Below are 24,538 nucleotides of genomic sequence, written 5' to 3' on the forward strand. Positions count from 1 at the left end.
AATCCCCACCGAAGTGGTTCATCGTTCGACTTGCATGTGTTAAGCACGCCGCCAGCGTTCGTCCTGAGCCAGGATCAAACTCTCCGTGAATGTTTTCCCGTAATCGGGACGACACCACGAGAGCGGAACAGTCAGGCGGAATAGGCCCGACCGTTCACAGCGTCCTCGCTGTGTTTTTTCAAAGGAACCTCATCCTCGGCTATCACTGCCGGGGACGGGGTATCAACATATCTGGCGTTGATTTTTGGCACGCTGTTGAGTTCTCAAGGAACGGACGCTTCCTTTGTACTCACCCGAGAGACTCTCTCAGGCTTTCCTCCGGGCTTTTCCCTTCGGTCTTGCGTTTCCGACTCTATCAGATCTTTTCTCGATCCGATTTCCTCGGTGCTTTCCAGGTTTCCGCTCTCGCGTTTCCCTTTCTGGCGGTTCCGACTCTATCAGATCCTTTCGGCGTCTGATTCCCAGTCAGGGGGGGTTGTCTTCCCGGCCGCTGGGCCGTTCCGACGAGTGAGACTTTAGCGGATTCCCGGCTCCCGAAGCCAATCGGGGCCTGCGCCCTTTCGAACGCGGATTCCTCATTCCACGAATACGCACGCCAACAACACGGCAACAGTCGAACCGACTGCTCGCCGAGAGGTGGTTGCTACTTGCGGAATGGCTGTCCGGGGACCGACCGTGGTCGGCGCTCACGTCGGACAACTCGGAGAACATTACGTATCCCTCAGCAGCGTGTCAACTCATGTCCCGGGAGCACCCCTGAGGCGTACGCTGTGGGCCATGACTACGCGTACGTGCACCCGACAGTGGTGGGCCGCCTGACGGCGGCCGTCCTCACGTATGCGCTCAACGGCCGCCGCCTCGGCGGCCGTTTCTGTTTCTCCCTCCTGAGGGGGCGGCCGGCCAGGGGCGGCGGGCCCGACCAGGAGGTGGAGAGATGAAGCGGGTCTTCAGCGGGGTCAAGCCGACCGGGCATCTGACGCTGGGGAACTACCTCGGGGCCATGCGGCAGTGGGCCTCGGTCGACCAGCACCGGGCGGACGCCCTGTTCTGCGTCGTCGACCTGCACGCGCTGACCGTCGAGCACGATCCGGCGCGGGTGCGTCGGCTCAGCCGGCAGACGGCCACGCTGCTGCTGGCGGCCGGGCTGGATCCGGAGCTGTGCACGCTGTTCGTGCAGAGTCACGTGGACGAGCACGCACGGCTGTCGTACCTGCTGGAGTGTGTGGCCACCGACGGTGAGATGCGGCGGATGATCCAGTACAAGGAGAAGGCCGCGCGGGAGCGTACCCGGGGCGGGAGCGTGCGGTTGTCGCTGCTGACCTATCCGGTGCTGATGGCCGCGGACATCCTGGCGTACGGGACGGACGAGGTGCCCGTGGGTGACGACCAGGCTCAGCACGTGGAACTGGCGCGGGATCTGGCGCTGCGGTTCAACCAGCGGTACGGGCAGGTGTTCGTGGTGCCCAGGGCGACGCTTCCGACGGTGGCCGCGCGGGTGATGAACCTGCAGGAGCCGACGTCGAAGATGGGGAAGAGCGACGACTCCGGGCCGGGCATCGTCTACCTGCTGGACGAGCCGGACGTCGTCCGCAGGAAGATCGCGCGGGCCGTGACCGACAGCGGGCGGGACGTCGTGTACGACCGGGAAGGGCGGCCCGGGGTCGCGAACCTGCTGGAGATCCTCGCGGCCTGCACGGGTGGGGACCCGGAGTCCCTGGGCGGTGCGTACGAGTCGTACGGGGCCCTGAAGAAGGACACGGCCGAGGCCGTGGTGGAGGCGCTCCGGCCGCTCCAGGCCCGGCACAAGGAACTGTGCGCCGATCCGGCGTACGTGGAAGCGGTGCTGGGCGAGGGTGCGCGGAAGGCCCGGGCGATCGCCCGGCCCGTGGTGGATGCCGCCTACCGCGCCATCGGGCTGCTGCCGCCGTTGGCGGACCCGGTGCTGAACGCCGTGCGGTAGGCGCGGGGGCTGGTGGCGAGGCGCGATGCGAAGTGCTGGCGCATCGTGACCTCGCTGCCGAAGCCGGCGCGGCGGGCGACCTCGGGCATGGGCAGGTCGGTGCGCTCCAGCAGCCTCTGGGCCGCGGCGAGGCGCTGGTCGAGGAGCCAGCGGAGGGGGGTGGTGCCGGTCTCGGCGGTGAAGTGGCGGGCGAAGCTTCGCGGGGACATGCCGGCGCGGACCGCCAGGGCGGCGACGGTGAGCGGTTCGTCCAGGTGGCGCAGGGCGTGTTCGCGGACGGCGGCGAGGGTGTCGGCGTCGCGGTCCGTGGACGGGGTGGGGTGTTCGATGAACTGGGCCTGTGAACCCGTGCGGAAGGGCGCGGTGACCATGGAGCGGGCGATGGTGGCGGCTGCCTCGGCGCCGTGGGCGGTGCGGACGAGGTGCAGACAGAGGTCGATGCCCGCGGCGGTGCCGGCCGCCGTCCAGATGTTGCCGTCCTCGATGAAGAGGGCGTCGGGGACGACGGTGACACGGGGGTGGTGCGTGCGGAGGAGGTCGACGAGGTTCCAGTGGGTGACGGCGCGGCGGCCGTCCAGCAGGCCGGCCTGGGCGAGGGTGAAGGCGCCGCCGCAGAGGGCGGCCACGGTGGTGCCGCGGGAGTGGGCGCGGCGCAGTGCGTCGAGGACGGGGGGTGGTGCGGGCGTGCGGTGGTCGTCGAGGCCGGGTACGAGGACCAGGTCCGCCCGGGAGAGCCAGGCGAGGGTGCGGTCGGGGTGGAGGGCGAAGCCGCCGCGCATGGGGATCGGCGTGGTGGTGTCGACGGCGACACGGCGCAGGTCGAACGCGGGGGCGCCGCGGTCGGTGCGGTCGGTGCCCCACACCTCCGTGATGACGGAGACGTCGAAGGCGCGGATGCCGGGGAAGGCCACGAGGGCCACGCGGTCCATGCTTGGCAGTAAACCATCGATCGCTGTCTTCGTGACCTCTGGGGAGCGGGCCGTCCCGGCGGCAGGATCGTGGGCATGGAGATCGCACAGAACGCTGCGCTGCTGGTCGTGGACGTCCAGAAGGGCTTCGACGAGACCGGCTTCTGGGGGCCGCGGAACAACCCGGGGGCCGACGACAACATCGCTTCGCTGCTCGACGTGTGGCAGGCGTCGGGGCGGCCGGTCGTCTTCGTACGGCATGACTCGTCCACGCCGGGGTCGCCGCTGCGGGTCGGGTACGAGGGGAACGGCCTCAAGCAGTACGTGGCGGAGCGGAGGGGGAAGGGGGCCGGGCCGGAGCTGTTGGTCACCAAGACGGTGAACTCGGCCTTCTACGGGACGCCGGACCTGGACGCCTGGCTGAAGGCCGAGGGGATCTTGCAGGTCGTGGTGGCCGGGATCCAGACCAACATGTGTGTGGAGACGACCGCGCGGATGGGCGGGAACGCGGGGTACGACGTCGTGGTCGCGTACGACGCCACGTACACCTTCGACCTGGCGGGGCCGTTCGGGTGGCGGCTCTCGGCGGAGGAGGCGGCGCGGGCGTCGGCGGTGTCGCTGCACGGGGGCGGGTTCGCGCGGGTGGTGACCACGGCGGAGGTGGTCGGGGCCGCGCGGTGACCGCCCCCGGCCGGGTCAGTCCTTGGTGCCGGAGGCCAGCTGGCGGCTGCGGTCGCGGGCGGCCTCGAGGGCGGCGATGAGGGCGGCCCGTACGCCGTGGTTCTCGAGTTCGCGGATGGCGTTGATGGTGGTGCCGGCCGGCGAGGTGACGTTCTCGCGGAGCTTGACGGGGTGTTCCCCGCTGTCGCGGAGCATCGTGGCGGCGCCGATCGCGGACTGGACGATCAGGTCGTGGGCCTTGTCGCGGGGCAGGCCGAGCAGGATGCCGGCGTCCGTCATGGCTTCGACCAGGTAGAAGAAGTACGCCGGGCCGGAGCCGGAGAGGGCGGTGCAGGCGTCCTGCTGGGACTCGGGGACGCGGAGGGTCTTGCCCACCGAGCCGAAGATCTCCTCGGTGTGCGCGAGGTCCGCCTCGCTGGCGTGGCTGCCGGGGGAGATGACGGACATCGCCTCGTCGACCAGGGCGGGGGTGTTCGTCATGACACGGACGACGGGGACGCCGGGGGTGAGGCGCTCCTCGATGAAGGAGGTGGTGATGCCGGCGGCTCCGCTGATGACCAGGCGGTCGGCGGGGACGTGGGGGGCGAGTTCGTCGAGGAGGGTGCCCATGTCCTGCGGCTTGACCGTGAGGATGAGGGTGTCCGCGGTCTTGGCGGCTTCGGCGTTGGTGACGGGGGTGACGCCGTAGCGGGTGCGGAGTTCCTCGGCGCGCTCGGCCCGGCGGGCGGTGACGAGGAGGTCGGCGGGCGGCCAGCCGCCCCGCAGCATTCCGCTGAGCAGGGCTTCGCCGATCTTGCCGGTGCCGAGGACTGCGACTTTCTGGGTCATGGCGGGGGTCCTTCGGGAGTGTGCGTCGTCCGGGGCCATCCTCGCACCAGGAGGCGGGCGGGTGGCGGTCCTGTCCGGTGGGCGGACGTGGGCCGTCGGGGTGCGGGACGTCGGGGTCGTCGGGGCTGTCGGGGGCGTCGGGGGCGTCGGGGTGCGGGACGCGGGGCGGATCGGCGTCAGGCGGTACGGCGTCGCAGGGTGGCCGCGCCCAGGGCCAGGACCAGCAGGGCGCAGCCCGCCACGATCAGCACGTCGCGGACGAAGGCGGTCGTCATCTCCGCGTGCCGGAGGACCTCGTTCATGCCGTCGACGGCGTAGGACATGGGGAGGACGTCGGAGACGGCCTCCAGCGCGGGGTGCATGGCGTCGCGGGGGGTGAACAGGCCGCAGAGGAGGAGCTGGGGGAAGATCACCGCCGGCATGAACTGGACCGCCTGGAACTCGGAGGCGGCGAAGGCCGAGACGAAGAGGCCGAGGGCGGTGCCCAGGAGCGCGTCGAGGAGCGCCACCAGGAGGAGGAGCCAGGGGCTGCCCGTCACGTCCAGGTCGAGCGCCCAGACGGCGAGGCCTGTGGCCAGGGCGGACTGGACGATCGCGAGGGCACCGAAGGCGAGGGCGTAGCCGGCGATCAGGTCGGCCTTGCCGAGGGGGAGGGCGAGGAGGCGTTCAAGGGTGCTCGAGGTGCGTTCGCGCAGGGTGGCGATGGACGTGACCAGGAACATCGTGATCAGCGGGAAGATCCCGAGGAGGGAGGCGCCGATGCTGTCGAAGGTGCGGGGGCTGCCGTCGAAGACGTAGCGCAGGAGGAACAGCATCACGCACGGGACGAGGATCATCAGCGCGATCGTGCGCGGGTCGTGGCGGAGCTGGCGCAGGACCCGTGCCGCGGTGGCGGTGGTGCGGGAGAGGTCGAGGGGGGTGGTGGGCGCGGGAGTCGTGCGCGGGGTGGGGGTGGGTGGTGTGCGCGGGGCGGGGGCAGGGTTCGCGGGCGGGGTCATGGGGTCTGCTCCTTCGCCCGGGCGGCCTCGGCGGCCTCGTCGACCAGCTGGAGGAAAGCCTCCTCGACGGTGCCGCAGCCGGTGCGGGTGCGCAGGGCGTCGGGGGTGTCGTCGGCGAGGATCTCGCCCTCGCGCATCAGCAGCAGGCGGTAGCAGCGCTCGGCCTCGTCCATGACGTGGGAGGAGACGAGGAGGGTGGCTCCACGGGTGGCCGCGAGGTCGTGGAAGAGGTTCCACAGGTCGCGGCGGAGGACCGGGTCCAGACCGACGGTCGGTTCGTCGAGGACGAGGAGTTCGGGGGTGCCCAGCAGGGCCACGGCGAGGGAGACGCGGTTGCGCTCGCCGCCGGAGAGGGTGCCGGCCAGGGCGTCGGCATGGCTGGTCAGGTCGACGTCGGTGATGGCCCGGGTGACGTCGTCGTGGCGGCGGGCGGCGGCCGGGCGGCCCGGGTCGAGGATCGCGGCGAAGTAGTCGAGGTTCTGACGGACAGTCAGGTCGTCGTAGACGGAGGACGCCTGCGTGACGTAGCCGATGCGGGTGCGCAGGGTGGGGTGGCCCGCCGGGTGGCCGAGGACGTCGAGGGTGCCGGTGACCTTGGCCTGGGTGCCGACGATCGCGCGCATCAGGGTCGACTTGCCGCACCCGGAGGGGCCGAGGAGACCGGTGACCTGGCCACGGGGGACGGTGAAGTCGAGGGAGCGGAGCACTGTGCGGGGGCCTCGGACGACGGTCAGGGCGGAGGCGTGGACGGCTGCGGTGGGGGTGGTGGGGGTGGTGGGAGCTATGGGGGTGGTGGGGGTGGTGGGAGCGGTGAAGGTGGTGAGGGTGGGGGTGGGGTCGGGCGTGCCCGGGGGTGGGTCCGGAGCGGGGTTGTCCATCACGCGTGAACCGTCTCTCCGGGGTGGGGTGCCGTCAAGGCGCCGGTGGTGGGCGGTGGGGTGTCGGGGCCGGGTGGGTGAGGGGTGGGGCCGGGTGGCGAGGGACGGGGCCGAGAACGAGGGACGCGGCCGGGAGCGAGGAGGGGGCCGGGGTTCGGTTCAGGGGCGGGTGGCGAGCAGCAGTGCCGCGTCGTAGGTCTCCTCGACCTCGCCGTCGGGGAAGACGGCCAGGAGGTGGCGGCGCTCCTCGGCGAGGAAGGCGGCGGTGCTCCGCTCGCCGTGGACCAGGAAGACGGAGTGGCTGCCGATGTTGGCCAGGTGCGTGTCGAGGGGGACGCGGCGGCTCCAGCGGATGCGGCGGCGGGCGAAGTCGAAGCGGTCCCCGGCGGTGGCGAGCGCGGTGTGGGTGCCGTCGCCGTTCCTGCCGAGGGGCTCGGTGCCGAGGGGCTCGGTGCCGAAGTGGCGGTGGACGCGGTCCGTCTGGGCGTCGATCCACGGTACGTCGAGGGCGGCGGCGTTCCACCACAGTGCCAGGGCGCCGCCCGGACGCAGCACGCGCAGGGCCTCCGGCACCGAACGGGCCGGGTCGGTCCAGTGCCACGACTGGGCGTAGGTGAGGAAGTCGAGGGAGGCGCCGGCCAGGGGGAGGTGGTTCCCGTCGCCGCGGACGATCGGCACGCCGGGCAGCGCGCGGCGGAACTGGGCTGCCATGCCGGCACCGGGTTCGACGGCAAGGACGGTGGCGCCGCGGGCGTGCAGGAGGGCGGTCGCGATGCCCGTGCCAGCGCCGACGTCCGCGACCCGGGCGCCGGTGAGGGGGCGGCCCGCCGTCTCCTCGATCGCGTCGAACAGGGCGGGCGGGTAGGAGGGGCGGTTCGCCGCGTACTGGGCGGCGGCGGAGTTGAAGGAGTGGGCTCGGATGGTGTGGGAGTGAGCCGTCATGGGGTCATGGTGGCGCGGGGTGGGCGAGGAGGGAACCGCGCGGGGTGGGCCGGGGGCGCGGCGGGGTGGCCGGGGGCGCGCGTCAGGAGCTGCGGCCGGTGAACCCAGAGCGAGCCCCAGAAGCTGCGGCCGGTGAACCCGGAGCGGGCCCCAGGAGCGGCGGCCGGCGGGCCCCAGGAGCGGCGGCCGGCGGGCCTCAAGAACGGCGGCCGGTGAACCCGGAGCGGGCCTCAGGAACGGCGGCGCTTCTTCGACGGGTCGCCGGTGCGGCGGGTGCTGCGGCGGTCGTGCCGGGCGCGGGCCGCCTCGTACTCCCGGCGGTGGAGTTCCTCGCCCGGGGCCTCGGTGAGGGAGCGGAGGAAGTAGGCGAGAAGGGAGCCGACGAAGCCGATGGCCAGCAGGCCGCGCAGGGAGGCCTGGCGGTCCGGGTCGGGGCGCTCGGTGAAGCCGCTCCAGGTGTGGCGGAAGGCCAGGGCGGTGCAGATCGCGAACATGGCGACGACGAGCAGCGTCACGAAGCCGCCGACGGCGGCGAGGGCGAGGCCCTCGTAGGCGAAGCGGAGGACGAGGCAGGAGCCGGCGGCGGCGAGGAGGGAGCCGGCGGCCACGGCGGCCCGGCGGGCGCGGTAGCCGTCGTCGTGCTCGACCCAGGTGGTCCCGAAGAAGCGCAGCGGCTCGGGGCGCGGGCCACCGGGCGTGCCCGGGCCCGAGGAACCCGCCGGAGTGTCCGAGGTGCCGTTTTCGTCGCTCACGGGACGATTATGGCGCCGGACGGGGGCGGGCTCCCCGGGGGGTGGGTCAGGCGCAGCGCGCCGCGATGTAGCCGTCGCTGCCGGTCCGCACGTACGCGTCCGAGACGAACTGGCTGTCGGCGATGTTGTCCCAGATGTTGGTGGTGCCGTACGGGCCGCTCACGGTGGTGCCCGGGGTCTGGCAGAAGATCGGCACCTTCGTGCCCTCGGCCAGGACCTTCACGATCGGGTAGCTGGTGCCGGGTCCGCTGCGGACGTTCAGGCGGACGCCGGGCGCGATCGGGTAGTACGTCAGGGCCGCCGCGACGACGGCTTCCGCCTCGTCACCGCTCTCGACCTCTTCCACGTGCTCGACAGACATGCAAGACCTCCCCCGTTGAGCCCCATGACTGCCATGGGGACACGTTGATTCCCCCGAATCACGGCATGAAACACATGTACGCAACTCGCACCGGGAACGCTAGCAAGTCGCCTCGGTCCCGAACGAGTCATCGACTAGGCTCCGTGCGTCGCGCGCGCGGCCGAAGCAGCACGGGGGTGGTCCATGACGCCACAGCGCAACACCGGGGCGGGCGCGGAAGCGGAACTTCCGGAGTACGCCGGCCACTACCGTCTCGAGTCCCGTCTGGGCTCCGGCGGCATGGGCGTGGTCCACCTGGCCCGCAGCACCTCGGGCATGAAGCTGGCCGTGAAGGTGGTGCACGCCGAGTTCGCCAGGGATCCCGAGTTCAGGGGGCGTTTCCGGCAGGAGGTGGCGGCCGCGCGACGGGTCAGCGGCGCCTTCACCGCCCCCGTCGTCGACGCCGACCCGGAGGCCGAACGGCCGTGGATGGCCACGCTGTTCATCCCGGGGTCGACGCTTTCGGACCATGTGAAGCGGAACGGGCCGATGGGGGCGGGCGAGTTGCGGCGGCTGACGGCCGGGCTCGCGGAGGCGCTGCGCGACATCCATCGGGTCGGGGTCGTGCACCGGGATCTGAAGCCCAGCAACGTGCTGCTCGCGGAGGACGGGCCGAAGGTGATCGACTTCGGCATCTCGCGCCCCAAGGACAGTGAACTGCGCACCGAGACCGGCAAGTTGATCGGCACGCCGCCGTTCATGGCGCCGGAGCAGTTCCGGCGGCCGCGGGAGGTCGGGCCGGCCGCCGACATCTTCGCGCTCGGGTCGGTGCTGGTGCACGCGGCGACGGGGCGGGGGCCGTTCGACTCCGACAGCCCGTACGTCGTCGCCTACCAGGTCGTGCACGACGAGCCGGATCTCACGGACGTACCGGAGAGCCTGGCGCCGCTGGTGCGGCGCTGTCTCGCCAAGGAGCCCGAGGAACGGCCGACGCCGGACGAGCTGATGCGGGAGCTGCGTGCGGTGGCGGCCTCGTACGACACGCAGGCGTTCATACCGGCGCAACGGGCCTCGGAGGCGGCGGGCGCGGGCGCGTGGGCCTCGGGCGGGCCGGGGCCGGACGTGGCGGCCCCGGGCCTGTCGGGCCCGGACGCGTCGGGGCCGGACGCGTCGGGGCCCGCGCGTCCGGAGGGCCGGGGCGGGGCGGCGGTCCTGGGGGGCCGGGGCGGGGCGGCGGTCCTGGGGGGCTCGGAGGGTGGGGGTGGTGGGCCGGTCCCCGGGGGATCGGAGGGTGGGGGCGGTGCGGCGGTCCCGGGGAGCCCGGCGGGCCCAGCGGTCCCGGAAGGCGCGGAGGGCCCCGCGGGCCCCGCGGGCCCCGCGGGCCCGGCAGCCGCGGCGGGCTCGGCGGTTCCGGGAGACCCGGGGGGTGCCGGGGACGCGGGGGAAGCGGGGAATGCGGGGGCGTCGTCGTCGGCGGGTGGGCGGAGGCTGCTGCGGGGGCGGTTCGGGCTCGTCCTCGGCGCACTGGTCCTCGTCGCGGGTGTCGGCCTCGGCTCCGTACTGCTGCTCGGCGACCGCACGGACGGCGACGGCGACGGTGACGGGGGCGGGGGCGGGGCGCGGGCGTCCTCGGGCACGGAAACGTTCAGTCAGTGGGCGACGCAGCCGGTCGCCGACGGTACGGCCGGCATGCCCCGGTGCGTGTACGACGCGGATCGGCTGATCTGCGTCCAGCCGGGGCAGGTGTCCGCGCTCGACACGGCGCACGGGCGGGTGCTGTGGCGGCACCCCCTCTCCGACGGGGACGGGCGCGGTGAGGCACCGGTGCTCGTGGGCGGGCTGGCGCAGGTGCTCACCGACTCGGGCAAGCGCGTGGAGGCCCTCGACCCGTCGTCGGGCGAGACGCGCTGGGAGCGGGACGTGTCGGCGTACTCGGGCATCCGGTACGCGGGCGGGACCCTGCTGCTGACCGCGGCGGACGGCACGGTGACCGGCGTGGACGCCGCGTCGGGGCGGACCGGGTGGCAGCGGCGCGTCCCCGGGGCCGGCGAGGCCTACTTCGCGTCGTTCACGGGTGACCCGCTGGCGTACGTGACGAGCACGTCCGACGACGGACGGACCCTCGTCACCGCGGTGGACCCGGCCACCGGGGACGTGCGCTGGGAGAAGCGGTTCGACGGCACGCTGACCCTGGCGGGCGGCGACGGGGACAGCCTCGTCCTGCTGTCCGGCGGCGGGGAGTACGGCAGGGTCGACGCCGTGGTCCGCTTCTCCCCCGAAACCGGGGAGTCACGGCGGGTCGCGCTGAGCGTCGAGCTCCAGCAGGCGAGCGCGGCCGTGCGCGGCGACCGCGTCTACCTGCTGACGTTCGACGGTTCGCTGGTGGCCGTCGACATGGCGAAGGGGGAGCGGCTGTGGTCGCTCCAGACGGCGGTGAGCCGGGGGTCGGTGCCGGCGGCCGACGACGAGCACGTGTACTTCAGCGCGCCCGACGGCCGTCTCCTCGCCGTGGACGCCGACGCGGGCAGGCTCATCGGGCAGACCCCGCTGCGGCTCGGGGAGAACTCGGGTGACGTGGTGACCACCCTGCCCGCGCCAGAGCCGGCCGACGGCCGTGTCTACGCCGCCGCGCCCGACGGCACCGTCTTCGCCGTGGACGGGACGGACCCGGCGGCCTGGTGAATGCCGGCGGCCCGGGCACGTCCCCGGGCGGGCGCGGGGCGGGCGCGGGCGCGGGCGCGGGGCGGGCGCGGGGCGGGCGCGGGGCGGGCGCGGGCATGCATGCGCGCGAACACGAGCACGTACGACGGTGGGGCCGTTCCCGAGGAACGGCCCCACCGGCAGTCGCAGGCCTGGCGGGCCCGGCGGTCCTCGTCAGCCCAGCTTCGACACGTCCCGGACCGCGCCCTTGTCGGCGCTCGTGGCCATCGCCGCGTAGGCGCGCAGGGCGGCGGAGACCTTGCGCTCGCGGTTCTTCGGGGCGTACACGCCGTTCAACGCCTGGTCACGGCGGGCGAGTTCCGCGTCGTCGACGAGCAGCTCGATCGTGCGGTTCGGGATGTCGATGCGGATGCGGTCGCCGTCCTCGACGAGGGCGATCGTGCCGCCGCCGGCCGCCTCGGGCGAGGCGTGGCCGATGGACAGACCCGAGGTGCCGCCGGAGAAGCGGCCGTCGGTGACCAGCGCGCAGGCCTTGCCCAGACCGCGGCCCTTCAGGTACGAGGTCGGGTAGAGCATCTCCTGCATGCCGGGGCCGCCCTTGGGGCCCTCGTAGCGGATGACGACCACGTCGCCTTCCTTGACCTGCTGGGTGAGGATCTTCTGGACGGCGTCCTCCTGCGAGTCGCAGACGACGGCCGGGCCCTCGAAGGTCCAGATCGACTCGTCGACGCCGGCCGTCTTCACCACGCAGCCGTCGACGGCGAGATTGCCCTTGAGGACGGCCAGACCGCCGTCCTTGGAGTACGCGTGCTCGGCGGAGCGGATGCAGCCGCCCTCGGCGTCCACGTCGAGGGCCGCCCAGCGCTCGGACTGGGAGAAGGCCTCGGCGGAACGGACGCAGCCGGGGGCCGCGTGCCACAGCTCGACCGCCTCGGCGGACGGGGAGCCGCCGCGGACGTCCCAGGTCTTCAGCCAGTCCGCCAGGGAGGGGCTGTGCACGGAGTGCACGTCCTCGTTGAGCAGGCCCGCGCGGTGCAGCTCGCCGAGGAGGGCGGGGATGCCGCCGGCGCGGTGCACGTCCTCCATGTAGTACGTGCGGTCCTTGGCGACGTTCGGGGCGACCTTGGCCAGGCAGGGGACCCGGCGCGAGACCGCGTCGATCTCGTTCAGGCCGAAGGGCACCTCCGCCTCCTGCGCCGCCGCCAGCAGGTGCAGGATCGTGTTGGTCGAACCGCCCATGGCGATGTCCAGGGCCATCGCGTTCTCGAAGGCGGCGAAGGTGGCGATGCTGCGCGGCAGGACCGTGTCGTCGTCCTGCTCGTAGTAGCGGCGCGTGATGTCCATGACCGTGCGCGCGGCGTCGACGTACAGCTGTTTGCGCGCGGTGTGGGTGGCGAGAACCGAGCCGTTGCCGGGGAGGGAGAGTCCGATGGCCTCGGTCAGGCAGTTCATCGAGTTGGCGGTGAACATGCCGGAACAGCTGCCGCAGGTCGGGCAGGCGTTCTCCTCGATACGGAGGATGTCCTCGTCCGAGATGTTGTCGTTCACGGCGTCGGAGATCGCGTCGACCAGGTCGAGCGTGCGGACCGTGCCGTCGACGAGGGTGGCGCGGCCGGACTCCATCGGGCCGCCGGAGACGAAGACCGTGGGGATGTTGAGCCGCAGGGCGGCGTTCAGCATGCCCGGGGTGATCTTGTCGCAGTTGGAGATGCAGACCAGGGCGTCGGCGCAGTGGGCCTCGACCATGTACTCCACGCTGTCCGCGATCAGGTCGCGGGAGGGCAGGCTGTAGAGCATGCCGCCGTGGCCCATCGCGATGCCGTCGTCGACGGCGATCGTGTTGAACTCGCGCGGGATGCCGCCGGCCTCCCTGATCGCCTCGCTGACGATCCGGCCGACCGGCTGGAGGTGCGTGTGGCCCGGCACGAACTCCGTGAAGCTGTTGGCGACCGCGATGATCGGCTTTCGGCCGATGTCCGCACCGGGTACACCGGAGGCGCGCATAAGGGCGCGGGCGCCCGCCATGTTGCGGCCGTGGGTGACTGTGCGGGACCTCAGCTCGGGCATCGTCGCTCGCTCCTTCAGACAGATATGGCTTCTATCGAGCGTACGCCCGTCATCCACGGTGCGGGACACGCCGTCCGGAATGCGGGATGCGTGTCTCGATTCTGGTGGGTGGGGGCGGTTACCGGTGGGGGCCGGTTGCCCTGCCGGTGGGGGGCGACTGCCCTCCGGTGGGGGGCGACTGCCTGCCGGTGGGGGGCGACTGCCTGCCGGTGGAAGGCCGGTTGCCTGCCGGTGGGGGGCGACTGCCTGCCGGTGGAAGGCCGGTTGCCGACCGGTGGGGACCCCGTTACCGGTGGGGGACCCCGTTACCGGCGCGGAACGTTCGCGGCCGAGGCCAGGTGCAGGCGGGTGAAGGCGAGGGCCTCGGCGAGGTCGGCCTCCCGTTCGGCGCCGGACATCGCGCGCCGGGTGTTGACCTCGATGACGACGTGCCCGTCGAAGCCGCTCGACGCGAGGCGCCGCAGCAGTTCGGCGCAGGGCTGCGAGCCGCGCCCGGGGACGAGGTGCTCGTCCTTGGCGGAGCCGTTGCCGTCGGCGAGGTGGACGTGCCCGAGGCGGTCGCCCATGCGGTCGAGCATGTGCATCGCGTCCGTGCGGGCCGTCGAGGCGTGGCTGAGATCGATCGTGAAGTGGCGGTAGTCGTCCTTCGTCACGTCCCAGTCCGGCGCGTACGCGAGCATCTCGCGGTCCCGGTAGCGCCAGGGGTACATGTTCTCGACGGCGAACCGGACGTCCGTCTCGTCCGCCATCCGCCAGATGCCCCGAACGAAGTCGCGCGCGTACTGCCGCTGCCAGCGGAAGGGCGGATGGACGACGACGGTGGTCGCCCCCAGCTTCTCGGCCGCCGCGCGCGCCCGCTGCAACTTCACCCACGGGTCGGTCGACCACACCCGCTGCGTGATGAGCAGACAGGGGGCGTGAACGGCCAGGATCGGGACCCGGTGGTAGTCGCTGAGCCGGCGCAGCGCGTCGATGTCCTGGCTGACCGGGTCGTTCCACACCATGACCTCGACCCCGTCGTACCCGAGGCGCGCGGCGATCTCGAAGGCCGTCGCCGTCGACTCCGGATAGACCGAGGCCGTCGACAGCGCGACCTTCGCATCCGGGATGCGCACCACTGGTTCTGCCACGAGGGACAGCGTACGGTCCCCCGCTTCACGCCGGGGAGCGAGCCGCGGTGCCGGCCGGGCGGGGGTGGCGGAACCGGCCACGCGGATAACCTGGGACGGAGCGGGACGAGCGGGGCCGTTCGCGGGGGCGGTGCGCGGGCCGGGCGTGGCGTACTTCACGTCTGCCGGTGCGCTTGTACCTGCCGGTGCGCTTGTACCTGCCGGTGCGCTTGTTGCTTTCGCGGGTCGGCTGTCGCTTCCGGTCCGCCCGTTGCTTCTGCGGGCCGCCCGTTGCTCCCGGTCCGCCTGCCGCTTGCGGTTCGCCTGCCGCTTGCGGTTCGCCTGCCGCTCCCGGTTCGCCTGCCGCTCCCGGTCCGCCTGCCGCTCCCGGTTCGCCTGCCGCTCCCGGTTCGCCTGCCGCTTGCGGTCCGTCGGATCCGCCGCTTCCGCTCACTCCGTGGGCATGTGGTCCAGCCGCCGGAGGATCACTCCCTCCCGCAGCGCCCAGGGGCAGATCTCCAGCGTCTCCACGCCGAACAGGTCCATCACGCCCTCGGCGACCAGGGCGCCGGCGAGGAGCTGGTTGGCGCGGCCCTCGGAGACGCCGGGGAGTTCCGCGCGCTGGGCGGCGGTCATGCCGGCCAGGCGCGGCACCCAGGCCTCCAGGGACTCCCTCTTGAGCTCGCGCTGGACGTACACGCCCTCGGCGGAGCGGGCGGCGCCGGCGAGGCGGGCGAGCTGCTTGAAGGTCTTCGACGTGGCGACGACGTGGTCGGGGGCGCCGAAGCGGCTGAACTCCCCCACGGTGCGGGCTATCTCCGCGCGCGCGTGCCGGCGCAGCGCCCGTATGTTCTCGGGGTCGGGCGGGTCCCCGGCCAGCCAGCCGGCCGTGAGCCGGCCCGCGCCGAGCGGGAGGGAGACGGCCGCGTCGGGCTCCTCGTCGATGCCGTAGGCGATCTCCAGCGAGCCGCCGCCGATGTCGAGGACCAGCAGCTTGCCGGCCGACCACCCGAACCAGCGGCGGGCGGCGAGGAAGGTGAGCCGGGCCTCCTCCTCACCGGCGAGGACCCGCAGCTCGACGCCGGTCTCGGCGTGCACGCGCGCGAGGACCTCGTCGGCGTTGGTGGCATCCCGCACCGCGGAGGTCGCGAACGGCAGCACGTCCTCGGCGCCCTTGTCCTCGGCGGCCTGGAGGGCCTCCCGGATGACGCTGATCAGCCTGTCGACGCCCTCGGGGCCGATCGCCCCGCTCTCGTCGAGGAGTTGAGCGAGACGCAACTCCGCCTTGTGCGAGTGGGCGGGCAGCGGACACGCGCCGGGGTGCGCGTCCACCACCAGCAGATGCACCGTGTTCGATCCCACGTCGAGGACACCGAGTCTCATGGAGGGAACGCTACTGCCCGAGATCGCGCCCTCCGTGCCCGGTGCGCATCCTGAGACGGTGCCGTGAGCGGGCGGGGGCGACTTACCCTGGACGCGTGCCAAAGACGAAAAAGGCGAAGGACGAAAAGGCCGACAAGACTGCCAAGACGGCCAAATCCACCAAGGGTTCTTCGCGGCCGAAGTCATCGAAGCCGTCGGGGACGGCTCCGCTCGCGGGAGAGGGGACGCCTCCGGCCGCGCACGGGAAGACGGCTCCGGTCGCGGACGAGAAGGGCCTCGACTTCGCGCGCGCGTGGGTGGAGTTTCCTGATCCGGCGGACGACGAGCAGATCTTCCGCTGCGATCTGACATGGCTGACCTCTCGCTGGAACTGCATCTTCGGCAGCGGCTGCCAGGGCATCCAGGCGGGCCGCGCGGACGACGGCTGCTGCACGCTGGGCGCCCACTTCTCCGACGAGGACGACGAGAAGCGGGTCGCCGAGCACGTGGCGCGGCTCACTCCCGACATCTGGCAGCACCACGAGGAGGGCACCCGGGACGGCTGGGTCGCCGAGGACGAGGAGGGCTCCCGCCAGACCCGCCCGTTCAACGGTTCGTGCATCTTCCAGAACCGCCCCGGCTTCCCGGGCGGCGCCGGCTGCTCACTGCACATCCTCGCGCTCAAGGAGGGCCGCGAGCCGCTGGAGACCAAGCCGGACGTCTGCTGGCAGCTTCCGATCCGGCGTACGTACGACTGGATCGACCGGCCCGACGACACGCGCGTGCTCCAGGTGTCGATCGGCGAGTACGACCGCCGCGGCTGGGGCCCGGGCGGCCACGACCTGCACTGGTGGTGCACGTCGGCGACCTCGGCGCACGGTGCGGGCGAGCCGGTGTACATCTCCTACCGGGCGGAACTGACCGAGCTGATGGGCAAGGCCGGGTACGACCGGCTGGCCGAGCTGTGCGAGCAGCGGCTCGCCGCCCAGCTCCCGCTGCTGGCACCGCATCCGGCGGATCCCGTGAGCCCCCGCGAGCTCCCGTGATCCGGTGGCGGCCGTGAGCGCCCGCGAGCTCCCATGATCCGGTGGCGGCCGTGAGCGCCGCGACCTCCCCGGGCCCGGTGGATGCCGTACGCCTTGCGAGCCCCCTTGGCCCGGTGGGTGCCGCGGACCCTGCGGCCTCCCCCGGCCTGGCGGAGGCCGTACGCCCTGCGCACCCCCTTGGCCCGGTGGAGGCCGCGGACCGGGTGGGGCTGAAGGCGCCGGGCCGCCGCCGTACGCGGCGCGTGGCCGCCGAACCGGGCCAGGCCGAGCCGGGCCGAGCCGAGCCGAGCCGGGCCAAGCCGAACCGAGCCGAGCCAGGCCGAGCCAGGCCGAGCCGAACCGAGCCGAGCCAGGCCGAGCCAGGCCGAGCCGAACCGAGCCGAGCCAGGCCGAGCCGGATGTCACGGTGCGGCGGGGCTGGGATCACCGCCGTCGCCCGCCGGCGGCGCCGGGCTTCCCGGGCCGGACGGCGACGGGTCGCCGGGCGTGGGCTCCGGACCGGGCGAGGACGGCGGCTCGCTCGGTCCGGGGTCCGGGTCGGGGGAGGAAGGCTCCGTGGGGGTCGGCTCCGGGTCAGGATCCGGGCCCGGGTCGGGCGAGGCAGGCGGGTCACCGGGGGTGCCGGGGGCGGGACCGGGTCCCGGGTCGGCGGGGACCGGTGCGATGCCGTTGCCCTCGATGGAGACGACGGCTCCCGCCGGGGCGATCGCCACGCGCGCGTTCCAGTGGCCGGACGGCTCGCGCAGATGGTCGACGTGCACCTTGACCGTCACCGTCCCGCCGGGCTCCAGCGTGCCGGAGGAGCGGCTCAGGTAGAGCCAGGGCGCTCCGGTGGTCGCCGACCAGCGCACGGGCTCGCCCGCCTCGGCGGAGGCGGTGAGGGTGATCAGCGTGGTGTCGCCGCTGTTGCTCGCGGCCACCGCGAGGCTGCTCGCCCCCTTCGCGTCGGCCCCGGTGACGCTGATGACCTCCACCGACACGTCCGGCTCGTCGCCCTTGGCGAAGTCGGAGCCGGGCCGGGTGCTGGCGTTGCCGGCGTTCTGGTAGCCGCCGGCCGTCTCGCCGTCGAGGCCGTCGGTGCCGTGCGCCTCGCCGGCCGTGGCGGCGTGGCCGGCGGTGCCCTCGCCGGTCGGGGTGGACCGGTAGGCCGCCCACAGGGCGAGCACGGGCGCGGCGACGACGGTGGCGACGACGGTCGTCGTGACCGCACGCGCGCGGAGGCGGTCACGACGGGCGGCGCGGTCCTTGGGGTCCATCGGGAAACCCCGCCGGTCGAAGCGGGGTGCCGCGGCGCCCCGCGCGCGCGGGCGGTGCGCCAGGGCGAGGTGCAGCTCCGCGCGGGGTGCTTCCAGGACGGGCAGCTCGGCGGGGGTGACGCCGGCGCCGGGCCACCGGCCGGAGTCCGCGCGCCCGACACCCCGGCGGCAGTGCGGGCAGTCGTCGACGTGCCGGACGAGTTCGCGGCGCAGGGCGGCGCTGAGCACGAGCTGGTGGTCGCCGGTGAGACGGGCCACACCGGGACAGCCACCGGTCTCGACGACGGCCAGGGCCGCGCGGGTGCGTTCGACCTCGCAGGCGGCGGAGGCGAGCAGTCCGCGGGCCCCGGCGAGGTCCATGCCGACGACGGCGGCGACCTCGTGGGCGGCGAGCTGGTGGCGGACGGCGAGTTCGAGGGCCTCACGCTGCTCCGGGGTGGTGCCGGCCGCCTCCGGCCAGGCCAGCTGGGTGAGTTCGCGCCGCCGCCGCTCCTGCACCTCGTCGGGGACCGGCTCGCCGGCGGAACCGGCGGCGGTCCCCCGGGAGGCGCCGAGGCGCCCCGCCGCGTGCGTGCCCTGACGTTTCTGCTTGGTCTCGGCCAGCTTGCGCAGACACGCCCAGCGGGCCAGCGCGTACAGCCACGCCCTGCGGTCCCCGGCGGCCTCCGGGACGCGCTGCCCGCGCCGCTCGGCGAGCGTGAGGGCGTCCGCGAGGGCCGCGGTGGCCGTGTCGTGGTCGCACAGGACGGACAGGCAGTAGGTGAACAGGCCGTCCAAGTACGGCTCGTAGCGCGCGGGTGGCCGATGCGCCACCGTGCGCGCCGCGGCGCGGTCGCGCGCCTCCCTGTTCGCCCGGTGTGCGCCGATCGTGCGGGTCGGAATCTCCGGACTGCTGCTCATCATCCGTGCGACCGTAGGCGGCACGGAACGACCTCTTCTGCCCCCTGGCGTCCTTTTAATCCGTATGGGTGAAACGATCCCTCATACGGGGACGGCGGGCGGGCTCGCCGGGCCGGACCGACGGACCGACGGAGAGACGGCAGGGGCGAGAGGGGCGATCGGGGCGGGGGGCTGAGCAGGAGGGGCGGAGGGTGGGACGGGGCGAGAGTGCCTCGGGTCCGCTTCGGGTCCGCCTCGACCTCGTTCCCATCCCGCCTCGCCCCGCCCCGCCCCACGTCGCCCTCGATCCCGCCCCGCCCCCACCTCCATCCCGCGTCGCCCCCACCTCCATCCCGCCTCGTTCCCGCCCCGCCCCCACCTCCATCCCACCTCCATCCCGCCCCACCCCCGCCTCCGTCCCGCCTCGTTCCCGCCCCACCCCCACCTCCATCCCGCCCCACCCCCGCCTCCGTCCCGCCTCGATCCGGTGCCGCTTCTCCGCGCTCGCGGCCGGTTGTCAGTCCCGGCGGTTACGGTTTCCTCCATGGCTGCCCGTACGAAGACCACCAAGGACCGCCCGTCGTACCGCTGCACGGAATGCGGCTGGCAGACGGCCAAGTGGCTCGGCCGCTGCCCCGAATGCCAGGCATGGGGCACGGTCGAGGAGTACGGCACGCCCGCCGTCCGTACGACGACGCCGGGGCGCGTCACCACGTCCGCCCTGCCCATCGGCCAGGTCGACGGCCGTCAGGCCACCGCGCGCCCCACCGGCGTGCCCGAGCTGGACCGCGTCCTCGGCGGGGGGCTGGTCCCCGGCGCGGTCGTCCTCCTCGCCGGTGAGCCGGGCGTCGGCAAGTCCACGCTCCTGCTCGACGTGGCCGCCAAGTCGGCGAGCGACGAGCACCGCACGCTCTATGTGACGGGCGAGGAGTCCGCGAGCCAGGTCCGCCTGCGCGCCGACCGCATCGGCGCCATCGACGACCACCTGTACCTGGCCGCCGAGACGGATCTGGCCGCTGTCCTGGGTCACTTGGACGCCGTGAAGCCGTCGCTGCTGATCCTCGACTCGGTGCAGACGGTGGCCTCCCCCGAGATCGACGGAGCGCCCGGAGGCATGGCCCAGGTCCGCGAGGTGGCGGGCGCCCTGATCCGCGCCTCCAAGGAACGTGGCATGTCCACGCTGCTCGTGGGCCACGTCACCAAGGACGGCGCGATCGCCGGCCCACGCCTCCTGGAGCACCTGGTGGACGTCGTCCTGCACTTCGAGGGCGACCGGCACGCACGCCTGCGCCTCGTGCGGGGCGTCAAGAACCGCTACGGCGCCACCGACGAGGTCGGCTGCTTCGAACTGCACGACGAGGGCATCACAGGCCTCGCGGACCCCAGCGGACTGTTCCTGACCCGTCGTGACGAACCGGTCCCCGGCACCTGCCTGACGGTCACCCTGGAGGGCCGCCGCCCCCTGGTCGCCGAGGTGCAGGCGCTCACGGTCGACTCGCAGATCCCCTCCCCGCGCCGGACGACGTCCGGCCTGGAGACGTCCCGGGTCTCGATGATGCTCGCGGTCCTGGAGCAGCGCGGCAGGATCAGCGCGCTCGGCAAGCGGGACATCTACTCCGCGACGGTCGGCGGAGTGAAGCTCTCGGAGCCGGCGGCGGACCTGGCGATCGCCCTCGCGCTGGCCTCCGCGGCAAGTGACACCCCGCTGCCCAAGAATCTCGTCGCGATCGGCGAAGTCGGCCTCGCGGGCGAGGTCAGACGGGTCACGGGCGTCCAGCGCCGGCTTGCGGAGGCCCACCGTCTGGGCTTCACGCACGCCCTCGTGCCGGGCGATCCCGGCAAGATCCCGTCCGGGATGAAGGTGCTGGAAGTCGCGGACATGGGGGACGCCCTGCGGGTCCTGCCGCGCTCCCGTCGCCGAGACGCCCCGCGGGACGAGGAGGACCGCCGGTAGACTTTGCCCTGGTCTCGCCCGTCCGTACGAACCGAGTGCGCGAAACGGGAGCGCCTCAGACCCCGCGACCGGAGGAGTGCAGTGGCAGCCAACGACCGGGCGGCAGCTCCCGGAAAGTCCGGTGGGAGTTCCGGTGCCGACGGCCTGATGCGCGCCGCGCTGAGCGCGGTGGCCCCCGGCACGGCGCTGCGTGACGGCCTCGAGCGGGTTCTCCGCGGCAACACCGGAGGGCTCATCGTGCTGGGCTCCGACAAGACGGTCGAGCCGATGTGTACGGGCGGCTTCGTCCTGGACGTCGAGTTCACCGCCACCCGCCTGCGCGAGCTGTGCAAGCTCGACGGCGGCATCGTGCTCTCCTCCGACCTGTCGAAGATCCTCCGGGCCGGCGTCCAGCTCGTGCCGGACCCCACGATCCCGACGGAGGAGACGGGCACCCGCCACCGCACCGCGGACCGCGTCAGCAAACAGGTCGGCTTCCCGGTCGTCTCGGTCTCCCAGTCCATGCGGTTGATCGCGCTGTACGTCGACGGTCAGCGCCGTGTCCTGGAGGACTCGGCGGCGATCCTGTCCCGCGCCAACCAGGCCCTCGCCACCCTGGAGCGGTACAAACTCCGCCTCGACGAGGTCGCGGGAACGCTGTCGGCGCTGGAGATCGAGGACCTGGTGACGGTCCGGGACGTCTCCGCGGTGGCCCAGCGGCTGGAGATGGTGCGCCGTATCGCCACCGAGATCGCCGAATACGTGGTCGAACTGGGCACGGACGGCCGTCTCCTCGCCCTCCAGCTCGACGAGTTGATCGCGGGTGTGGAGCCCGAGCGGTCACTGGTGGTCCGGGACTACGTCCCCGAGCCCACCGCCAAGCGCTCCCGCACGGTCGACGAGGCGCTGCACGAACTGGACGCCCTGTCCCACGCCGAGCTCCTGGAACTCTCCACGGTGGCACGCGCGTTGGGTTACACCGGTTCCCCCGAGGCCCTCGACTCGGCCGTCTCGCCGCGCGGCTTCCGCCTCCTGGCCAAGGTCCCGCGGCTGCCCGGAGCGATCATCGACCGTCTGGTGGAGCACTTCGGCGGCCTCCAGAAACTGCTCGCCGCCAGCGTCGACGACCTCCAGGCGGTCGACGGTGTGGGCGAGGCGCGGGCCCGCAGCGTCCGCGAGGGACTTTCCCGACTGGCGGAATCCTCGATCCTGGAACGGTACGTCTGACGACCGGAACAGTACGGCCGACGACCGGAGCGATACGCCGACAGTCACGGCGGTACGCCCGACGGTCACCGCGGTAGGCCCGACGGTCACCGCGGTACGCCCGACGGTCGAAGCACTGCCTCCGACGGCCGAGGCGCTACCTCCCACGGCCGAGGCGGTACGCCCGATCAATGGCGCGGTACGCCCGATCGATGGCGCAGCACGTCCGGCCGGTGAAGCGGGACGTCCGGCCGGTGAAGCGGGACGTCCGGCCGGTGAAGCGGGACGTCCGGCCGGCGCGATCAATGCGTCCGATCGGTGGAGCAGTACGTCCGAGCGGCGGAGCGGCACGCCCGACCGGCGGATGAGCCGGCGGCGCCTCCAGGGCTCCGGACACGGCCCCGACGCACCGCCCCTGCCTCAGTCGGCCTCCAGTACGAACGACGTCTGCGCCTTCGCAAAGCCCGGAGCCTTCGCCTCCACCAGGTATGTCCCGGCTCCCGCCACCCCCGCCGGAGGCGTCGCGCACTCCGCGGCGCTGGGCTTGCGGTCCCACTTCAGGGTGTAGGTGAAGGTGCCGCCCGCCGGCACGCGGTACAGCACGCTCCCGGACACCGTGGGGCAGTCGGCGGACGACCAGTAGTCGTCCTCGGCGGTTGCCTGAGTGATCGTCAACACCGCGTTCTTCGGCCCGAGATCGACCTTGCAGTCACTGCCCGAGGAGTTCTTCGCCGTCAGTTGGAACGTGGGCGTCTGGTCGGGCGAGTACGTGTTGCGGACGCTGCGCAGGCTCAACGTGACCACGCTCGCGGTGCAGTTGGGCAGCGTGGTCCCGGCCGGCAGCGCCGCGGACGAACCCGTTCCGGCGGAGCCGCTGCCGGAACCCGCCGAGCCCCCTCCGCCACTCGTGCCGGAACCTCCCGCCTCGGAGCCGCCACCCGAACCCGCGTCCGAACCGGACCCATCGGAGGAACCGGACCCGCCGGTGTCACCAGAACTGCCGGACCCACCGGTGTCACCGGACCCGGCGGAGCCCTCGTCGCCCGACTCGTCGCGCCCGCCCGGGTTCTGACTGATCGCCGGCCCTGATCCCGACGGCCCCGGCGTGATGGAGGACGCCGGATTCTTGCCGTTGCCCCCGTCTGCGCCGTTGTCGCCGCCGCCCCCGTCCGAGGTGACGATCCACGTGATCAGCAGCGCCAACAGGGCTGCCACGGACAGCAGTACAACCCTCCGTCGCCAGTAGATGGAGGAGGGAAGCGGCCCGACCGGATTGCGCAGAGATCCCACGGCGCAAACTGTACGAGAGATCATCGCGTTCCCTGGCCCCACCCGCCGCCAGGACCACAACTTTTCCGGATCATCATCCCGGACACGGCGTCCCCGTCCCCGACTTACGCCTCTCGCCCGCACAGTCGGTCACCCCGCGTGACAGCCCCCCGCGGAACGCCCACGCTCGGTGACGTCGATGCAGTTTCGCATTCGCGTGCCTTGCAGCTTTGGCCATAGCTACCGGCCGGCCGTCTCCGCAGCCGGCGGGGGGCGCGCCGCTCCGCGCCCACGCCGCCGGGTGGCGGTACGCGCGCGTGCCCCGGTGCGCATGGCAGGATCGAAAGGCCATGACTGCGCCCACGAAGCCCCCGCACAGCAGCCCCACCGACGCCGACGCCGTCCCCGGCCTCCCCTTCGGAGAGCAGTCGCCCTCCACACCCACCGCCGGGACGCCCTCCACACCCACCGCCGGGACGACCACCGCACCGACCACCGGCACGTTCGCCAGGACGCTCACCGGAACCGCCGCCGGGGAGGTCTCCGGCACGCACCTGCACTCCCCCGTGATCGACTGGTTCGACGACAACGCCCGCGACCTGCCCTGGCGACGCCCGGAGGCCGGCGCCTGGGGCGTGATGGTCAGCGAGTTCATGCTCCAGCAGACGCCGGTCAACCGTGTCCTGCCGGTCTACGAGCAGTGGCTCGCGCGCTGGCCGCGCCCCGCCGACCTGGCTGCGGAGGCGCCCGGCGAGGCCGTCCGCGCATGGGGCCGGCTCGGCTACCCGCGCCGCGCCCTGCGCCTGCACGGCGCCGCCTCGGCCATAACGGAACGGCACGGCGGCGACGTACCGTCGGACCACGCGCAACTGCTGGCCCTGCCCGGCATCGGCGAGTACACGGCCGCCGCCGTCGCCTCGTTCGCGTACGGTCAGCGGCACGCCGTTCTGGACACCAACGTGCGCCGGGTCTTCGCGCGCGCGGTGACCGGCGTGCAGTACCCGCCGAACGCCACCACCGCCGCCGAGCGCAGGCTGGCGCGCGCCCTGCTCCCCGAGGACGAGAGCACCGCCGCCCGCTGGGCCGCCGCGTCCATGGAACTCGGGGCGCTCGTGTGCACGGCGAAGAACGAGACATGCCACCGCTGCCCGATCACCGCGCAGTGCGCCTGGCGGCTCGCGGGCAAACCGGAGCACGACGGTCCGCCCCGCCGGGGGCAGACGTACGCCGGAACGGACCGGCAGGTGCGGGGCAAGCTGCTCGCCGTGCTGCGCGACGCGCACGCGCCCGTGCCGCAGTCGGCCCTCGACCGGGTCTGGCACGAGCCGGTCCAACGCGCGCGTGCCCTGGACGGGCTCGTCGCGGACGGTCTGGTGGAGCCACTGCCCGGCGGCCTGTACCGCCTCCCGCTGACCTGACACAGGGTCATGTCACAGACGGCGTCCCTTTTCCCCGGACCGCAC

19 protein-coding genes and 1 rRNA gene are annotated in these 24,538 nt (G+C 73.1%); 7 read left to right on the forward strand and 13 right to left on the reverse strand.

The window, feature by feature from the left end:
* Positions 1 to 90, reverse strand: a 16S ribosomal RNA gene (locus tag ACIP67_RS03660); the annotation flags it as partial.
* An 844-nt stretch (positions 91 to 934) separates the two neighbouring features.
* Here ACIP67_RS03660 and trpS point away from each other — a divergent pair.
* Positions 935 to 1,960, forward strand: coding sequence for a tryptophan--tRNA ligase (gene trpS / locus ACIP67_RS03665; protein WP_401686833.1), 1,026 nt, complete (start codon positions 935 to 937; stop codon positions 1,958 to 1,960).
* On the opposite strand, the gene ACIP67_RS03670 is transcribed toward trpS, so the two are convergent.
* Entirely contained in the window at positions 1,900 to 2,889 is a 990-nt protein-coding gene (locus ACIP67_RS03670; RefSeq protein WP_401686835.1) for a GlxA family transcriptional regulator, read from the reverse strand. The two genes, trpS and ACIP67_RS03670, sit on opposite strands and share 61 nt — an antisense overlap.
* 75 nt (positions 2,890 to 2,964) lie before the next feature.
* On the opposite strand from ACIP67_RS03670, the gene ACIP67_RS03675 reads away from it, so the two are divergent.
* Entirely contained in the window at positions 2,965 to 3,549 is a 585-nt protein-coding gene (locus ACIP67_RS03675; RefSeq protein WP_401686837.1) for a cysteine hydrolase family protein, read from the forward strand.
* 15 nt (positions 3,550 to 3,564) lie between these two features.
* On the opposite strand, the gene proC is transcribed toward ACIP67_RS03675, so the two are convergent.
* From proC to ACIP67_RS03705, 6 genes are all read right to left on the reverse strand, one after another.
* On the reverse strand, positions 3,565 to 4,377 hold the full coding sequence (proC, locus tag ACIP67_RS03680; protein WP_401686840.1) for a pyrroline-5-carboxylate reductase: 813 nt from the start codon (positions 4,375 to 4,377) through the stop codon (positions 3,565 to 3,567).
* Between the two features lie 176 nt (positions 4,378 to 4,553).
* Positions 4,554 to 5,375, reverse strand: a complete 822-nt coding sequence (locus ACIP67_RS03685; protein ID WP_401686843.1) for an ABC transporter permease — start codon at positions 5,373 to 5,375, stop codon at positions 4,554 to 4,556.
* On the reverse strand, positions 5,372 to 6,253 hold the full coding sequence (locus tag ACIP67_RS03690; RefSeq protein ID WP_401688089.1) for an ABC transporter ATP-binding protein: 882 nt from the start codon (positions 6,251 to 6,253) through the stop codon (positions 5,372 to 5,374). The genes ACIP67_RS03685 and ACIP67_RS03690 overlap by 4 nt, the downstream gene beginning before the upstream one ends.
* 159 nt (positions 6,254 to 6,412) lie before the next feature.
* Positions 6,413 to 7,195: a class I SAM-dependent methyltransferase gene (locus tag ACIP67_RS03695; protein ID WP_401686845.1), complete on the reverse strand. Its 783-nt coding sequence runs from the start codon at positions 7,193 to 7,195 to the stop codon at positions 6,413 to 6,415.
* Positions 7,196 to 7,425: 230 nt separating this feature from the next.
* Positions 7,426 to 7,947 (reverse strand): EamA/RhaT family transporter, encoded by a 522-nt coding sequence (locus tag ACIP67_RS03700; RefSeq protein ID WP_401686848.1) that lies wholly within the window; start codon positions 7,945 to 7,947, stop codon positions 7,426 to 7,428.
* Positions 7,948 to 7,993: 46 nt separating this feature from the next.
* Complete coding sequence (locus tag ACIP67_RS03705; RefSeq protein ID WP_401686851.1) at positions 7,994 to 8,308, reverse strand: SH3 domain-containing protein; 315 nt, start codon at positions 8,306 to 8,308, stop codon at positions 7,994 to 7,996.
* A 183-nt stretch (positions 8,309 to 8,491) separates the two neighbouring features.
* Between ACIP67_RS03705 and ACIP67_RS03710 the strand changes: the two genes are divergently transcribed.
* Positions 8,492 to 10,969, forward strand: coding sequence for a PQQ-binding-like beta-propeller repeat protein (locus ACIP67_RS03710; protein ID WP_401686854.1), 2,478 nt, complete (start codon positions 8,492 to 8,494; stop codon positions 10,967 to 10,969).
* Positions 10,970 to 11,161: 192 nt separating this feature from the next.
* On the opposite strand, the gene ilvD is transcribed toward ACIP67_RS03710, so the two are convergent.
* The 3 genes from ilvD to ACIP67_RS03725 all read right to left on the reverse strand — a co-directional run bounded on the left by ilvD (position 11,162) and on the right by ACIP67_RS03725 (position 15,507).
* Positions 11,162 to 13,015, reverse strand: coding sequence for a dihydroxy-acid dehydratase (gene ilvD / locus ACIP67_RS03715; protein WP_401686857.1), 1,854 nt, complete (start codon positions 13,013 to 13,015; stop codon positions 11,162 to 11,164).
* Between the two features lie 305 nt (positions 13,016 to 13,320).
* Positions 13,321 to 14,145: a sugar phosphate isomerase/epimerase family protein gene (locus ACIP67_RS03720; protein WP_401686860.1), complete on the reverse strand. Its 825-nt coding sequence runs from the start codon at positions 14,143 to 14,145 to the stop codon at positions 13,321 to 13,323.
* 429 nt (positions 14,146 to 14,574) lie between these two features.
* Positions 14,575 to 15,507, reverse strand: a complete 933-nt coding sequence (locus ACIP67_RS03725) for a Ppx/GppA family phosphatase (protein WP_401686863.1) — start codon at positions 15,505 to 15,507, stop codon at positions 14,575 to 14,577.
* Positions 15,508 to 15,602: 95 nt separating this feature from the next.
* On the opposite strand from ACIP67_RS03725, the gene ACIP67_RS03730 reads away from it, so the two are divergent.
* Positions 15,603 to 16,532: a hypothetical protein gene (locus ACIP67_RS03730; protein ID WP_401686866.1), complete on the forward strand. Its 930-nt coding sequence runs from the start codon at positions 15,603 to 15,605 to the stop codon at positions 16,530 to 16,532.
* A gap of 401 nt (positions 16,533 to 16,933) precedes the next feature.
* Here ACIP67_RS03730 and ACIP67_RS03735 read toward each other — a convergent pair whose 3' ends face one another.
* On the reverse strand, positions 16,934 to 18,691 hold the full coding sequence (locus ACIP67_RS03735; protein WP_401686868.1) for a hypothetical protein: 1,758 nt from the start codon (positions 18,689 to 18,691) through the stop codon (positions 16,934 to 16,936).
* Positions 18,692 to 19,211: 520 nt separating this feature from the next.
* On the opposite strand from ACIP67_RS03735, the gene radA reads away from it, so the two are divergent.
* Both radA and disA read left to right on the forward strand, forming a co-directional pair.
* Positions 19,212 to 20,621 (forward strand): DNA repair protein RadA, encoded by a 1,410-nt coding sequence (gene radA, locus ACIP67_RS03740; RefSeq protein ID WP_401686871.1) that lies wholly within the window; start codon positions 19,212 to 19,214, stop codon positions 20,619 to 20,621.
* Positions 20,622 to 20,702: 81 nt separating this feature from the next.
* On the forward strand, positions 20,703 to 21,827 hold the full coding sequence (gene disA, locus ACIP67_RS03745) for a DNA integrity scanning diadenylate cyclase DisA (RefSeq protein ID WP_401686874.1): 1,125 nt from the start codon (positions 20,703 to 20,705) through the stop codon (positions 21,825 to 21,827).
* 399 nt (positions 21,828 to 22,226) lie between these two features.
* Here disA and ACIP67_RS03750 read toward each other — a convergent pair whose 3' ends face one another.
* Positions 22,227 to 23,096, reverse strand: a complete 870-nt coding sequence (locus ACIP67_RS03750; protein ID WP_401686876.1) for a hypothetical protein — start codon at positions 23,094 to 23,096, stop codon at positions 22,227 to 22,229.
* A gap of 329 nt (positions 23,097 to 23,425) precedes the next feature.
* Here ACIP67_RS03750 and ACIP67_RS03755 point away from each other — a divergent pair, with 329 nt between their 5' ends.
* A complete protein-coding gene (locus ACIP67_RS03755; RefSeq protein ID WP_401686879.1) occupies positions 23,426 to 24,493 on the forward strand; it encodes an A/G-specific adenine glycosylase in 1,068 nt (355 codons plus the stop codon).
* Positions 24,494 to 24,538 lie beyond the last annotated feature (45 nt).

Source organism: Streptomyces sp. NPDC088812 (assembly GCF_044750285.1).
Lineage (GTDB): Bacteria > Actinomycetota > Actinomycetes > Streptomycetales > Streptomycetaceae > Streptomyces.